The sequence below is a fragment of the Ochrobactrum sp. PL_is483 genome (assembly GCF_055816855.1).
Map to the genome: position 1 here is coordinate 93,104 of NZ_JBVPGS010000034.1, position 13,145 is coordinate 106,248.

At 55.7% G+C, this 13,145-nt stretch carries 15 protein-coding genes; 10 read left to right on the plus strand and 5 right to left on the minus strand.

Annotated elements, in window-relative coordinates:
• The first annotated feature begins 13 nt into the window (after window positions 1–13).
• A complete protein-coding gene (locus AC0TNJ_RS10725) occupies window positions 14–919 on the plus strand; it encodes a GntR family transcriptional regulator (protein ID WP_473771230.1) in 906 nt (301 codons plus the stop codon).
• 230 nt (window positions 920–1,149) lie between these two features.
• Here the strand turns inward: AC0TNJ_RS10725 and AC0TNJ_RS10730 are convergent, their stop codons facing one another.
• Entirely contained in the window at window positions 1,150–2,112 is a 963-nt protein-coding gene (locus AC0TNJ_RS10730; RefSeq protein ID WP_473771231.1) for a helix-turn-helix domain-containing protein, read from the minus strand.
• Window positions 2,113–2,310: 198 nt separating this feature from the next.
• Here AC0TNJ_RS10730 and AC0TNJ_RS10735 point away from each other — a divergent pair, with 198 nt between their 5' ends.
• From AC0TNJ_RS10735 to AC0TNJ_RS10745, 3 genes are all read left to right on the plus strand, one after another.
• Complete coding sequence (locus AC0TNJ_RS10735) at window positions 2,311–2,442, plus strand: hypothetical protein (protein WP_473767737.1); 132 nt, start codon at window positions 2,311–2,313, stop codon at window positions 2,440–2,442.
• Window positions 2,443–2,492: 50 nt separating this feature from the next.
• Window positions 2,493–3,134, plus strand: a complete 642-nt coding sequence (locus AC0TNJ_RS10740) for a hydrolase (RefSeq protein ID WP_122000824.1) — start codon at window positions 2,493–2,495, stop codon at window positions 3,132–3,134.
• A gap of 124 nt (window positions 3,135–3,258) precedes the next feature.
• Window positions 3,259–3,555 carry a putative quinol monooxygenase gene (locus AC0TNJ_RS10745; protein WP_473771090.1) on the plus strand — a complete coding sequence of 99 codons (297 nt, stop codon included), beginning with the start codon at window positions 3,259–3,261 and terminating at the stop codon, window positions 3,553–3,555.
• A gap of 4 nt (window positions 3,556–3,559) precedes the next feature.
• On the opposite strand, the gene AC0TNJ_RS10750 is transcribed toward AC0TNJ_RS10745, so the two are convergent.
• Entirely contained in the window at window positions 3,560–4,528 is a 969-nt protein-coding gene (locus tag AC0TNJ_RS10750) for a LysR family transcriptional regulator (protein ID WP_473771091.1), read from the minus strand.
• 124 nt (window positions 4,529–4,652) lie between these two features.
• Here AC0TNJ_RS10750 and AC0TNJ_RS10755 point away from each other — a divergent pair, with 124 nt between their 5' ends.
• From AC0TNJ_RS10755 to AC0TNJ_RS10765, 3 genes are all read left to right on the plus strand, one after another.
• On the plus strand, window positions 4,653–5,804 hold the full coding sequence (locus tag AC0TNJ_RS10755; RefSeq protein ID WP_473771092.1) for an HlyD family secretion protein: 1,152 nt from the start codon (window positions 4,653–4,655) through the stop codon (window positions 5,802–5,804).
• 60 nt (window positions 5,805–5,864) lie between these two features.
• Window positions 5,865–7,448, plus strand: a complete 1,584-nt coding sequence (locus AC0TNJ_RS10760) for a DHA2 family efflux MFS transporter permease subunit (protein WP_473771093.1) — start codon at window positions 5,865–5,867, stop codon at window positions 7,446–7,448.
• Between the two features lie 166 nt (window positions 7,449–7,614).
• Complete coding sequence (locus AC0TNJ_RS10765; RefSeq protein ID WP_473771094.1) at window positions 7,615–8,181, plus strand: YceI family protein; 567 nt, start codon at window positions 7,615–7,617, stop codon at window positions 8,179–8,181.
• Between the two features lie 130 nt (window positions 8,182–8,311).
• Here the strand turns inward: AC0TNJ_RS10765 and AC0TNJ_RS10770 are convergent, their stop codons facing one another.
• Both AC0TNJ_RS10770 and AC0TNJ_RS10775 read right to left on the minus strand, forming a co-directional pair.
• Window positions 8,312–9,031: an LrgB family protein gene (locus AC0TNJ_RS10770; RefSeq protein WP_473771095.1), complete on the minus strand. Its 720-nt coding sequence runs from the start codon at window positions 9,029–9,031 to the stop codon at window positions 8,312–8,314.
• Between the two features lies 1 nt (window position 9,032).
• Complete coding sequence (locus AC0TNJ_RS10775) at window positions 9,033–9,395, minus strand: CidA/LrgA family protein (protein WP_473771096.1); 363 nt, start codon at window positions 9,393–9,395, stop codon at window positions 9,033–9,035.
• Window positions 9,396–9,579: 184 nt separating this feature from the next.
• On the opposite strand from AC0TNJ_RS10775, the gene AC0TNJ_RS10780 reads away from it, so the two are divergent.
• Genes AC0TNJ_RS10780 through AC0TNJ_RS10790 form a run of 3 tightly spaced genes read left to right on the plus strand, consistent with a single transcriptional unit; the run spans window position 9,580 to window position 11,639 of the window.
• Entirely contained in the window at window positions 9,580–10,620 is a 1,041-nt protein-coding gene (locus tag AC0TNJ_RS10780; protein ID WP_473771097.1) for an LLM class flavin-dependent oxidoreductase, read from the plus strand.
• Window positions 10,621–10,637: 17 nt separating this feature from the next.
• Entirely contained in the window at window positions 10,638–11,288 is a 651-nt protein-coding gene (locus AC0TNJ_RS10785; protein ID WP_473771098.1) for an NADPH-dependent F420 reductase, read from the plus strand.
• Between the two features lie 27 nt (window positions 11,289–11,315).
• A complete protein-coding gene (locus AC0TNJ_RS10790) occupies window positions 11,316–11,639 on the plus strand; it encodes a GNAT family N-acetyltransferase (RefSeq protein WP_473767745.1) in 324 nt (107 codons plus the stop codon).
• Between the two features lie 60 nt (window positions 11,640–11,699).
• Here the strand turns inward: AC0TNJ_RS10790 and AC0TNJ_RS10795 are convergent, their stop codons facing one another.
• A complete protein-coding gene (locus tag AC0TNJ_RS10795) occupies window positions 11,700–13,145 on the minus strand; it encodes a c-type cytochrome (RefSeq protein WP_473771099.1) in 1,446 nt (481 codons plus the stop codon).

A 13,145-nucleotide genomic window follows, 5' to 3' on the forward strand; every position in this document is an offset into this window, starting at 1 on the left:
GCTGCGCGTGAATATGGACGTTAAGAGATCAACAGAAGGCGAATCCGGCCTGAGCAGTCTTCAGGCGGAAGTCGCACATAAAATGGTCTCGCTCATATCCGCCGCACGCTGGAATATCGGTGACCGGCTGTCGGATGCTGCCATTGCAAAAGAGCTCCGTGTATCGCGGTCGCCCGTGCGTCAGGTGCTCAATCTTCTTGTGCAGCAGGGTATTGTCACTCAGACTCCCAATCGCGGATATCAGCTGCATCGCATTCCGGAACCGGACGAACTCAACGACAATCTGTTGCCGCCATCGGAGGCGGAAGAGCTCTACCGGCGCCTGATGAGCGCGCGCGCCTCTGGCGCTGTTGGCGACGAAGTGTCGGAAGCTGAACTCGCCGATCAGTTGGGTGCGACACGCGGCGCGGTGCGTCGGGTTCTGATGCGTTTTGCCACCGAAGGTCTCGCAGAGCGCCTTCCGGGCCATGGATGGCGCTTTGCAGAGTCGCTCGATAATGAGCGCGCGGTCAACGAAAGTTACGCCTTCCGTCTGGTGATCGAATGCGGTGCGCTTTCGCAAGCCGACTACGCGCCTGATCTTAGCCAGCTCGCAGCTCTGCAACGTGAGCAGAATGAAATATCGGTTCTGCCGATCCAGAGTCTCACACGGGATCTGTGGTTCAACGCCAATGCAAACTTTCACGAAACCATTGTTTCGTGGGCGAATAATCGGTTTTTCACGCAATCGGTCCGGTGGCAGAACCATCTTCGCCGCATGACGGAATATTCCGACTTCGATCGTTTGGGCGAAGAGCGTATTCGCAAGGCTTGCAAAGATCACTTAGGCATTCTCGAAGCCATCGAGAACAGGGATTTTGAATTTGCTGCAGCTTTGCTCAAACGCCATATAATTCGTTCAGGCGCTGAAGATGTTTAGATCACAATCTCACTTTTGACATCGGTAGGGTCCACACGACAATATATAGCGCGATACTTGGAAGACAGGGAACCGTTGTCCCGGCAGCTCGCCACCGAAATGATCGAGAAAGTTCTGGATACTTCTCTTTCCGATGCATGATCTGCCTCACGGAAAGCGGCGATGTCACGTTATCGGCCTCAGTACGCGATGCAAAGCCTAGCAAAGCATAGTCGGCGATAGTCTGCCATTTACAGGCAGTAATTTCTGCGCTTGGTCCGAAATGCCGACGGAGCAAGCCCATATCGAGCCAAAAACGCGGCCGAAAAATTTGCGGGAACCGGATAACCACAAGCGACTGCAATTTCGGCTATGGGGAGGTCGGACGTGGCCAGCAGCCTGCACGCGGTGTCCATCCTGATTTCCGTAAGGAAAGCAAAAGGAGTGCAACCCACTTTCTGCCGGAAGAGCCGGGCGAAATGATATTTGCTGATGCAGGCTTCGTTTGCCAAATCCTCAAGTGTCAATTCATCTGCAAATCGCACCGACATGAGCTCAATGACACGCGCGAGGCGGCTGTCAGTGATTGTGCCCGCTGTACGATTTTCATCCATCCCCGCATTGATCCCGTAGCGGGTTACGAGATGAACAGCGAGCCATGCCGCAGCGGTTCCTGCATATAATTCATCGACACCGCTACGCATCGCCTGCATGAGGTTTGCAAACATCTGGGCGACTGCGGGGTCGCGTTCGACAAGAACGTTGAAGGATGGGGTCTGCGCGGATTGCCCGATGCGGCGCAAATGTTCGAACGCTGCCTGCAATTGTCCATGGGGCAGATAGAGCAACGCACTTTCTGCCATTCGGTTTGGCGCGATGGTCAATCGTCCACGCGTTGGCTCACCGCCCCTACCCATCCCGATTGAGCCTGGCTGACGAATGGATCGATGCCATCGTCCGCCGCGATAGATGTCGAGATCGTAACGCCCTGCCACAGCAAGGCCAATGGTCTGGTCGGGCGTGATAATGGAAGAATAGTCGTCCTTTGAGGATGTAAACCAGTGACGATCAAGCAGCAGCGATGTCCAGCCGAGTGCCCGGCTCGACTCCTGTCTTACGCTTGGCAGGGCCTTCAAGCAGGCAAGGCTTTGCGTTGCGATCTTATATCCAGGCTCTGTCACAAGCATTTTCCTTTTTGGTTCATGCAATGACATCTTGCGCAATTCTTATGCGTCGTTGCGCTTCAATTCACGTGAACTTATGCGCGCGCGCAGATCCGTTTATTAGCAGATTCTGATGCAGCTTTGTGATAAAATTCTGATGGGAACACCATGTCCAGAATGAATTCGATGGCACCTGTTTGGATCACAAAAGTCACGGCTAACCGCAGCGCCTATATTGTTGGAGCGGTTATGGCTGATCTGCGTGTCCGGTCTGCTTCAGGCCTCAGGACGGCATCCGCTTTTACTGAATTCGGTGCGCTCTGGTGCGGGCTGGCTACAGGCCCGGTCATGCGCGCAGCCGGATATATGGGCAAGTCGTAATGAAACCAAGTCGGTGTTTGCCCCGCTGACTCCTCGAAAGGAGAATTGCAATGACGAGTGAACCGATCCGCGATCCGGCCAAGGATCGCCTGCTGACGCCGCAGAATTCTGCTTTTATCATTATCGATTACCAGCCGGTACAGGTGAACTCGATCGCCTCCATGGATCGCCAGTTGTTGTTGAACAACATAGCGGGCACGGCAAAGGCTGCTGTCGTCTACGGCTTGCCGATCATCCACTCGACCGTGAACGTGAAAACGGGACTGAACAAACCGCCTGTCCCGCAGGTTCAGAAGGTGCTGGCGGATTATCCCACATATGACCGCACGACGATCAATTCGTGGGAAGACGTCGAGTTCCGCAAAGCTGTGGAAGCAACGGGGCGCAAGAAACTGATCATGACAGCCTTATGGACGGAGGCCTGTCTGACATTTCCCGCAATCGATGCGCTGGCTGAAGGCTACGAGGTTTATGTTGTGGTCGATGCGGTCGGGGGAACCTCGGTCGCAGCGCACGATGCCGCCTTGCGCCGTATCGAGCAGGCTGGTGGAAAGATGATCAGTGTTGCGCAGCTGTTCTGCGAACTTCAGCGCGACTGGTCGCGTAGCAAGACCGTTCCGGCTTTCATGAATCTCTTCATTGAGACCGGCGGTACGGCAGGAATCCAGTTCTCCTATGATCGAGGCGAATAAGCCGGTCTGAACGCGTGGCGGCAACCGTTGTTTCCCGGTTGCCGCTCGTCCGCGCACGAGTCCTGCGAACAGCATTAGCTTGTCTGGTCGAGGAACGATGCTCCCATCGGCAAAGGAGTTGATCATGAACGAGGTTCATGTGGTAGCCGTTCTCTATGCGAAAGAAGGCCATGAGGACGCTTTGCAGGCTGATCTGACCACGGTTGCGCAGAAATCGGCGCAAGAGGACGGCAATATGCGATACGAGCTGTTTGCTGACGCAAACGACAGTCGGAGATTTGTGCTGGTAGAACATTGGCGCGATGCCGAGGCTCAGCAGCGGCATCACAATCGTTCGGCCCATATCGCGCATTTCCACGCCCATGGCGAGAAGAATGTCGAGCGTCGGGAAGCCGTTCATCTGCTCAGACATATCGTCTGATCGGCTATATTGTCTTTGTGACCTCGCGCAGAATGGAGCGCAGCCATGTAACCGCAGGATGCGCACCAAACGTATTATGCGACAGCATATCGATCTGTGCGCCCGGCAGGTGATAGGGCGCCTCGTGAAGAACGAGGCCATAGGTATCCCTGTGGGTTTCCGCGACACTGCGCGGCACGAGCGCAATCATATCCGTCGCGGCCACCAGCGGCGGCACGGCTAGAATAAGGGAGACCGTTGCGCCAATACGGCGTGACAATCCGGCTTCCCGCAGCAGTCCTTCGAGAAAAGGCGGGTTGCTGGTTACGAATGCGCGTTCCAGCCCTTCCTGTTCCAGCATGCCGGCAGTTTCCATAGCGGCACGTCCGGACAGCAGGACATCGACATGGGGATAATGTCCCAGCGTCTCAATCGTCATGGGGCGAGATGCGGCGGGATGGTCCTTACGCATGATCCAGACACTGTCGACCGACAGGAGCGGTTCGCGTCTGAAACGGCTGGGAATCCGTCCGAAAGCACCGACAACCAGATGCAGCGTGCCGCGATCCAGTTCTTCGACCAGATTGAGGTCGTTAAACAGGCGAAGCCATAATCTTATGCCGGGCGCCTCCCGTTCGAGCCGTTGCAGAACCGCTGGAAAGAGAGCGCCAATGTAAAAATCGGACGTGGCGACCACGAAACTCATATCCGCAGTCGCAGGGTCGAACCGATCAGGAGAGAGTGCAGCCGATATATCCGCCAAAGCCGCGCGTAACGGCTGAGCCAGTTCCTCGGCCCGGGGTGTCGGGTGCATGCCCTTGGGGCCGCGCACGAACAACTCGTCCGACAGCATATAGCGCAATTTTCCAAGGGCGTGACTGACCGCCGACTGGGTAAGGTTCAGTCTCTCCCCGGCTTTCGTGACGTTACGCTCTTCCATAAGGGCGTTGAAGACACGGATCAGATTAAGGTCGATATTATGAATTGTGCTCATGATTTGAATTATAACAAATCATTTCAATCATGGAAGGTGCGTCATCATATTAGCTCCAACAATCGCCTGCGAGTTCGAGAGCCGCAGGCGATTCCATAGACAACCAATTCAGGAACCGCGTGTCATGAGCAAGCCGGTTATTCTCTTTCAACAGCCAACTCCAGCCACCGAAAAGCAGGAGAGCCCCAAAACAGCCGGAAAGTCCCGCCGCCGGGCCTATCTCAGCCTTGCCCGCGCGTCGGTGATTGTTGCCGGGATTGGCCTTGCCATTGTCATTCCACTTGGCTGGGGCCAATGGGTTGCGGGCATGACCAACCAGACGACTGATAATGCCTATCTGCGCGCCGACACAACGCCAGTCAGTGCTGAAGTTGGCGGGCGCATCGTGCGCCTGTTGGTGGAAGACTACCAGCACGTCAAGGCCGGTCAGTTGCTGATGGAGATCGATCCGACCGAGTATCAGGCAAGGGTGGATCAGGCCGGAGCAAGTGTGGCCGCCGCACAGGCCGCAATCCGTAATGCGCAAAGCAACATTACCTTGCAGCAACGTGTGATCGAACAGGCGGAAGCCGGACTGGCGGCGCTCAATGCCGATCGCGAACGCGTCGCCAGCGAAGGACAGCGCCAGACATCCTTGACGAAAAACGGCTGGTCGACAGCACAGAAGCTGGAAGCCGCAATCGCCGACGTCAAGCGCATTGAGGCGCAGGTTGCCGAGAAGCAGGCCGAAATAGCAGCCCAGCGCCAGAAACTGGATGTTTTGGCGACCCAGTCCGATCAGGCAAAGGCAGAGTTGAGCAATCAGCAGGCCGCCCTAGCTCTCGCGCAGATTGATCTGGAGCGTACGCATATCACGGCTCCCATCGATGGCGTCGTGGGTGTCAGCGGTGCGCGCGAGGGACAATTTGTGCGGGCTGGTTCGCAGCTCGTTTCCGTGGTGCCGGTCTCGAAGCTTTACGTGGTCGCCAATTTCAAGGAAACGCAATTGGCCAGATTTCGTCCCGGGCAGATCGTCAGCGTCACGGTCGACACATTTCCCGGCAAGGAACTGCGGGGGCATGTAGAGCGTCTTTCGCCGGCAACCGGATCGGAGTTCAGTCTCCTCCCGCCGGATAATGCCACCGGCAACTTCACGAAAGTGGCCCAACGTGTCGGCGTACGCATTGCGCTTGAGAAGGACGGCGAACTCGATGCCCTCCTTCGACCGGGGATGTCGGTCGTAGCAACGGTGCATACCGATCAATATATCGAAACAACAGCCAGGCTCATCCAATAGCTGGGTAAGCGCGTCCCTTCAAAACCATAGTCTTGAAGGGACGGCGGGAGTTGGAAAATCATGTCCGCTACCACAACAGTTCAAGGTTCTACACCGCCAAAGACCGCCAGTCTTCCGAACGCGCGGGCGCTGATCGGCGTTGCCGCCGTTCTTCTTGGCACCGTAACATCGCTGCTAAATTCGCGCCTTACCGATATCGGGCTTGCCGATATTCGCGGGGCGCTGGGCGCTGGCGTGGATGAGGCGAGCTGGCTGACAACAGCCTATGTCGTTGCCGAAGTTGCGGCCATACCGTCCGCCGTCTGGTTGCGTTCCATTCTCTCTCCGGCCCGCGGGGTATTGATCGGCGCGCTCATCTTCACGATAGCTTCCATGGTGGCTCCCTTCAGCCCCAATATCCAGACATTGATCAGCATTCAGGCCATACGCGGGTTGAGCGCAGGCATTCTGATCCCCATGGCTTATGCTGTTATCATGCGGCACCTGCCGCAGCACTTGCGGCTCTACGGCTTGTCGCTCTATGCCTTGGCGTCGTCACTGACGCCCAGTCTCGCTGTCAGCATCGAGGGCTGGGTGATTACCCATCTGTCATGGGAATATCTGTTCTGGATCAATATCGTTCCGGGCAGTCTTACTCTGCTGGCGGGCGCCTATGGCCTTGCGAACGACCCCATCAAGTTTCTGCGTTTTCGTAGACATGACGGGTTCGGGTTGCTGGCATTGTCTCTCGGACTGGCCGCACTGGTAACGGCGCTCGATCAGGGGAACCGTCTCGACTGGCTTGAATCGGGGCTGATCGTCGGACTGTCTGCATCTGCATTGCTCTTGCTGGGGGTCTATATTGTGCACTCATTGCTGCACCGTGATCCCGTTGTCAGTCTGCGCCTGTTCGCCCGGCGAAATATCGGTTTCAGCCTGTTGCTGATGTTCGCCATGCGCATCGGGCTGATGACCTCCGCTTATCTTTTGCCGCAATATCTGATCCGTATTCAAGGATATCGCGCGCTGGAAAGCGGCACGATGTTCTGGGTATCGGCCCTGCCCCAGATGGTTTTAACACCATTGGTGGCCTGGCTGGTCTACAGAATAGATCCGCGCGGTTTGGCTGCTTTCGGACTGATGCTGTTCGGCGCCGGTGTTCTGATGCTGTCCAATCTCACGCATCTTTGGACATCGGACCAGATATTGCCTTCGCTGTTCGTGCAGTCCGTCGCCGCGCCATTCACGGCCATACCGTTGATGGTGCTGATAACGGAAGAAATCAGCATCCGGGAGATACCATGGATTGCGTCTCTGGTTCACATCGTGCGCACTGTCGGCACGGCCATCGGCCTTGCTCTGGTCAGCACATTCACGCGCATGCAGGAGCAATTGCACTCCAATCTGCTTGGCCTTCATCTGGAGCGCGGCGCAGTCGACGTACAGTCTCGCATAGAAAGATCAGCCGCCATGCTGGAAACCCACAACAGCGACTCGGCGGTCGCAACCGCTCAGGCAACGGCTTTGCTGGCCAGAACCGTTCAACGCGAGGCTTTCGTGCTGGCCTACAGCGACATGTTTGTCGTGATCGGCTTTGGCATTGTTCTGGCCGCGCTGGTGACGCTTTTCATGCGCCGTCCCACTCTGCCGGGAAAGTTCCTTTAACACGGGGAATTAGGGCAGCCGTTCTGTTTTATAGGACACCGGGTATCCGAAACAGGCACTACTCGACCCCGCACGCCACAATTATCTACAGGACATCGAAGCGGCGCTGTTCTTCAAGGCTTCGCCGCGTTCTTGCCTTAGGGCTAAATCTCGATAGGAAATGGACATGAGAAAATTTGTACTGCCGATCCTCGCCTCGTTGTTGTCGGTTTCAGCCGCTCAGGCAGCCGACTACAAACTGGATCCACTGCATACCAAAGCCATCTTCTATATGGATCACTTCAACACATCGACAAACAGCGGCGGCTTTTACGAAATCGGCGGCAATATCTCTTTCGACCCCAAAACGATGGATGGAAAAATCGATATTTCAATTCCTGTAAAGACGCTGAACACAGGTATTGCCGGGTTTGATAAGCACGTAAAAAGTGCCGACATACTGGATGCGGAAAAATTTCCGACCATCGAATTCAAATCGACCAAGTGGAACTTCGCCGGAGACAAGCTGGCGTCGGTGGATGGCAATCTGACCATAAAGGGAAAGACCCTGCCAATCCAGCTCACAGCCACCAAATTTGGTTGTTACCAAAACCCGATGTTCAAGGCGGAAGTCTGCGGCGGTGATTTTGAAACAACCATCGATCGTACCCAGTGGGGCGTGGACTTCCTTGTAAAGGAAGGCATGACCAAGATGGTTAAGCTCGAAATTCAGGCCGAAGCAATCAAGCAGTAAGCCGGCCCTCCTTTATACGGGCTTTCCGTGTGATTTGTTTCCCTCATGGTCACCTGCGCCCGGGGTCTGGCAGCGGTGATCATGAGAGACATGTCTGGTGTCAATCGTCCGCGGCGAACGGTGCGTAGCCTCAGTTGAGGATCAATTTGACAAGCAAAGGAACAACAAGCGAAGTTGCGATGGCATTGAGGGCCATGGCAATTCCGGCAAAAAGTCCCGCTGTTTCGTCAACATCGAAAGCGCGGGCGGTTCCAATACCGTGTGACGTTAATCCGACTGCAAACCCACGTGCGGCATAGTTTTTTATCCGCATGGCGTTCATCAAAGGGGTTACGACCAGCGCTCCAACAATACCGGTAAGTACGACGAGTACAGCCGTTAGCGACGGTGTGCCGCCAAGTGTGGAAGAGATTGCCATTGCAACCCCGGCAGTTGCCGATTTCGGCAGAAACGAAATCAGCACTTCGTTGGAAAGATGGGCCCATTCGCCCATGACAAGGATGGATAGAACAGCGAAGAAGGACCCCACGATCAGCGCTGCTCCCATTGGAATGAGCGTTTTTCGTACTCGCTGCCATTGGCGAAATAACGGGACCGCAATGGCAACAGTGGCCGGGCCAAGCAGGAAGTGGATGAACTGAGCTCCCTCAAAAAACCTTTGGTAGGGAACCTCGAAAATGAGAAGCAGACTGGAAAGCAGTGCGATGGAAATCATAACAGGATTGGCCAGCGGATGCCGTTTCAGTCGGACGGAAATATTCGATGCCAGGATCCACACGCATAATGTGAGAGTGAGCCATAGCAACGGTGATGCTGAAAGATAAACCCAGAGTTCGAGCGGATGTTTCATATCACGACCTCCGCTCCATGAAATGCTGCACGAGAACGAACGTCCAAACCGTTACCGCCAATGTGAGAACTGCTGAGACGACGACGATTACCAGAATTTCCGTGGCTTGCCCCTGAATCTGCTTCCACATCGCCACCACCCCGACGCCCGCTGGCACAAAAAGCAGACCGAGGTTGGCAAGAAAGCTATTGGCCGTGGTTTCGGCTTCGGCAAAGACATTCCAGTTGAACAGCTTGCATAGTTGCATGGCGACAAACAGAAGTACGAGCCCCACAACGGGGCCGGGAATGGGAAACCCAGTGATGAAGATGAGGCTCTCACCTAACAGCTGGAACAGTAATAGCAGCGCTATACCCTTGATCATTAAGGAGATTTCTCCATTGATAAACCTAGAACCAACACAACGACCGGCAACCCTTCCGTCTACAGATCAACGGCGATAGTTGCCAATTTGGCGGAGCGTGTATTCGCGAACCGCTCATAAGACTTAGGCACCAATAGATACCGTCAGGCGTCATATATCAATGAGCGCCTCAAGGAGAAACGATATGGAACTGGGCGTATATAGTTTCGGGGATGTGCAAAAGAATACTGCCACCGGCGAGCTTGGCTCGACAGCGGATGCAACGCGCAACTTGCTTGAGGCTATTCAGCTTGCCGATGAGGTTGGCCTCGATTACTTCGGCATTGGCGAGCATCATACGCGTGAGATGCCCGCTTCTGCTGCGACCGTTATTCTGGGTGCGGCGGCGTCGACTACGAAGAACATCAAGCTTGGCAGCGCGGTAACCGTGCTGAGCACCGATGATCCGGTGCGTGTTTACCAGCAGTTTGCTACCGTGGACGCGCTGTCCAATGGCCGCGCTGAAATCACCGCTGGCAGAGGGTCTTCAACCGAATCCTTCCCGCTTTTCGGACATGATCTCAACGACTATGACGAGCTTTATGCCGAAAAGCTCGATCTGCTTTTGAAGATCAATGAAAGCGAAAAAGTTACCTGGCAGGGTAAATTTCGCCCGGCGTTGAACGATGCGCTTGTTGTGCCGCGTCCCGAGAGCGGTTCGCTGCCGGTCTGGCTCGCCACCGGAGGCAATCCGCAGTCGTCGGTTCGCGCTGGCCTGCTCGGTCTGCCGATCTCTTATGCGATCATCGGTGGGCAGGCCTCGCGTTTCGCGCCGTTGGCCGATCTTTATCGGCGTGCCGCCAAGCAGGCGGAAATCGCACCGGAAAGGGTGAAGGTCTCGGTCGCAACGCCGGGCTTCATCGGTGAGAATGCTGCGGAAGCGAAGGAATTCTTCTGGACCCATTGGCATGCTGTCATGGAGCAACTTGGCAAAATCCGTGGTTTCGCACCGCCGCCTCGTTCACATTATGACCGCGAGGCAAGTGGTTCAGGCGCGCTTTTTGCCGGTAGCCCGGAGGAAATCGCCGAACGCATTATCGAGTTGCACAAGCACCTCGGCCATATGCGGCAGTTTTTGCAGATGGATGTCGGACAAATGCCCCACAAGGCATTCCTGCGTTCAATAGAACTGCTGGGCACCAAGGTAAAGCCGCTTGTCGATGCGGAACTGGGCTCTGGAAAATAAACAGGAGCAAACGGAATATGCTCATATCTCAGGTCAAAACTATCGGCATACTGGGTGCTGGCCGTGTCGGCACCGCCATAGCTCGTCGCGCACTTGCGGCGGGTTATGCGGTGCGAATGGCAACCTCCAAAGCGCCGGAAGAAATCGCGCTCGTACTGGAAATCATGGTGCCGGGCGCTCAGGCCGATACAGCGGAAAATGTGATTGCAGCTGCCGATATTGTCGTGCTTGCACTGCCACTTTCCAGATATCGCAGTCTTGTGCCGGAACAGTTGACCGGTAAGATCGTTATCGATGCCATGAACTACTGGGCACCGACGGACGGAACGATAGCCGAGTTTGAAGGTGAGCGTTCAAGCAGTGAGATCGTGCAGGATTTCCTGCCGGGTGCCCGGCTGGTGCGGAGCTTCAACCATATGGGCTATCATGAAATAGATGAGGAGGCCCGTTCGGAAGGTGATCCGGAGCGACGCGCGCTGGCCGTTGCCGGAAACGATGCCGATGCACGTCAGGCGGTGGCTTCTTTTATCGACCGTATCGGCTTCGATCCTGTCGATGCCGGACCACTGGCCTTCAGTCGTGCGTTCGATACCGGCACGCCGCTGTTCGGCGCGATTATCAATCGAGCAGATATGGAACGTGCTTTACAACTGCCGCAAGCTGGTTAGCCAACCGTAAATTGGGAGAAGACTGAAATGGCCGACATGATAATGGGCAAGGAAGATACGGGCGTTCGCAACGGACGTTATGTGGCCCGTATAGACGGCGTTGAAGGTGAAACTGAAATCACTTTCACCAAGCGCGGCCCCAACCAGATCAGCGCCGATCACACCGGGGCACCGGACAGCATGAAAGGTACGGGATCGGCTGCGGCGCTCGTAACTTTCATGATTGAGGATGCGCGCCGGGAGGGAATAAAAATCATACCGCTTTGCCCCTATGTCCGGGCGCAATATCGCAGGCATCCTGAGTGGGCCGATGTGATGACCGTGCCGCCGGGAGAAGACCCGGCGGTCTGATTTCTTTTTTGCAATATCTTGATGAAGGGCACAAAACCCCTGCCCTGCCGTGGGCGAGATTTACATCTCGCCCTGCTTCCGCCGATATAAAAAGTACCAGCCAAGCAAAGCTGACAGGAAGACCAGTCCACCCGCCAGACCCGGCAGGATAAAGGGCTGAAGCTTTGCAAGCAAAGGCGTCGGGCCGCCATTGCGCGCTGTCTCGACATCCTCAACAGAAACCTTGACGTCAGAATTGCCGAAACGGTTCAGGACATAATTTGCGATCTCCGCGATCTGGGTATCGGAGAGCGCGTTGACATAGGACTGTGGTCCAAACCCTGGCATCAAGATTTCGTGGCCACCGGTTTCCCGCTCAACACCGTAAAGGATGGTGGAGATGAGATTGGCGGGATTACGCGATCCGATGGTCGTGTTGTTGAACAGGGATGGGTATGCCTGTCCCTCACTGCCAGCCGCTTCGGGTTGATGGCAGCTCGCGCAATAGCCGCTATAAAGCTCTGCGCCGGTTTTCAGACTGTTATGGGAGTTTTCCGGAAAAAGACCGCGAATGGCGGCTTCGTCCGACCCCTTGCCCGTAAACGCGTGACGGGCTGTCTTGTCCTGCGGATCGCGCACAGGACGGGTTGATTTCAGGTAGACAGCAAGCGCCTTCAAATCGCTGTCTGGAAGGTGTTGCAAGCTGTTTTGAACGGCCTCCGCCATGCCACCGGCGGCTTGTGCCTTGCCCTCGACATGTCCTGTACGGAAATATTGCATCAGTTCCGTTTCAGTCCAGCCGCCAATGCCACTTATTGGATCTGAGGTGATGTTTGGCGCGTACCACGAACCAACCATCCCACCTGTCAGTTCCGCGTTTGCCGTCTGCCCCATCAGGATATTGCGTGGAGCATGGCACGACGCACAATGGCCCAGCGCGCCAGCCAGATAAGCGCCCCGGTTCAGCTCATCGCTTTTCGCCGGATCGGGCGCAAATGGCTCACGGTTGGCGAAAGCAAGATTCCAAGCCATCATTGAGATGCGGATATTGAACGGGAAGGGAAGCTGTGTCTGCGCTTTCGCTGGTTCGTCCACTGGCTCGACGCCATTCATGAAATAAGCGTAGAGAGCGTGAATATCCGCGTCTGTGATCTCGCCATAGGCATCGTAGGGCATGGCCGGATAGAGGTGACCGCCATCCTTGCGAAGGCCCTTGCGCACAGCGTTGGCAAAATCTTCTTCGGAATAGGTGCCGATGCCGAATTCTTTCGACGGCGTGATATTGGTCGAATAGATCGTTCCCAGAGGCGATACGATGCCATAGCCACCAGCGAACGGCTTTCCACCGCGCGGAACTGTGTGGCAGGCCATGCAATCGGCTGCCGTCGCAACGGCCTTGCCTTGCTCAACCAGCGCGTTCGTATCCGGGGACTGGGCATTTGCCGATCCGGACAGAGCCAACAAGGAGACGGCGCTGATCAGGAGGGTGCGAAGGTGGAACACATTTCTGTTTGTTGCCTTGCCCAT

Bases quoted from the DNA above. Each gene is read 5' to 3' on its own strand.
- AC0TNJ_RS10725 (WP_473771230.1), top strand. From the start codon at position 14: ATGGACGTTAAGAGATCAACAGAAGGCGAATCCGGCCTGAGCAGTCTT.
- AC0TNJ_RS10730 (WP_473771231.1), bottom strand. From the start codon at position 2,112: ATGTCATTGCATGAACCAAAAAGGAAAATGCTTGTGACAGAGCCTGGA.
- AC0TNJ_RS10735 (WP_473767737.1), top strand. From the start codon at position 2,311: ATGGCTGATCTGCGTGTCCGGTCTGCTTCAGGCCTCAGGACGGCATCC.
- AC0TNJ_RS10740 (WP_122000824.1), top strand. From the start codon at position 2,493: ATGACGAGTGAACCGATCCGCGATCCGGCCAAGGATCGCCTGCTGACG.
- AC0TNJ_RS10745 (WP_473771090.1), top strand. From the start codon at position 3,259: ATGAACGAGGTTCATGTGGTAGCCGTTCTCTATGCGAAAGAAGGCCAT.
- AC0TNJ_RS10750 (WP_473771091.1), bottom strand. From the start codon at position 4,528: ATGAGCACAATTCATAATATCGACCTTAATCTGATCCGTGTCTTCAAC.
- AC0TNJ_RS10755 (WP_473771092.1), top strand. From the start codon at position 4,653: ATGAGCAAGCCGGTTATTCTCTTTCAACAGCCAACTCCAGCCACCGAA.
- AC0TNJ_RS10760 (WP_473771093.1), top strand. From the start codon at position 5,865: ATGTCCGCTACCACAACAGTTCAAGGTTCTACACCGCCAAAGACCGCC.
- AC0TNJ_RS10765 (WP_473771094.1), top strand. From the start codon at position 7,615: ATGAGAAAATTTGTACTGCCGATCCTCGCCTCGTTGTTGTCGGTTTCA.
- AC0TNJ_RS10770 (WP_473771095.1), bottom strand. From the start codon at position 9,031: ATGAAACATCCGCTCGAACTCTGGGTTTATCTTTCAGCATCACCGTTG.
- AC0TNJ_RS10775 (WP_473771096.1), bottom strand. From the start codon at position 9,395: ATGATCAAGGGTATAGCGCTGCTATTACTGTTCCAGCTGTTAGGTGAG.
- AC0TNJ_RS10780 (WP_473771097.1), top strand. From the start codon at position 9,580: ATGGAACTGGGCGTATATAGTTTCGGGGATGTGCAAAAGAATACTGCC.
- AC0TNJ_RS10785 (WP_473771098.1), top strand. From the start codon at position 10,638: ATGCTCATATCTCAGGTCAAAACTATCGGCATACTGGGTGCTGGCCGT.
- AC0TNJ_RS10790 (WP_473767745.1), top strand. From the start codon at position 11,316: ATGGCCGACATGATAATGGGCAAGGAAGATACGGGCGTTCGCAACGGA.
- AC0TNJ_RS10795 (WP_473771099.1), bottom strand. From the start codon at position 13,145: ATGGGCAAGGCAACAAACAGAAATGTGTTCCACCTTCGCACCCTCCTG.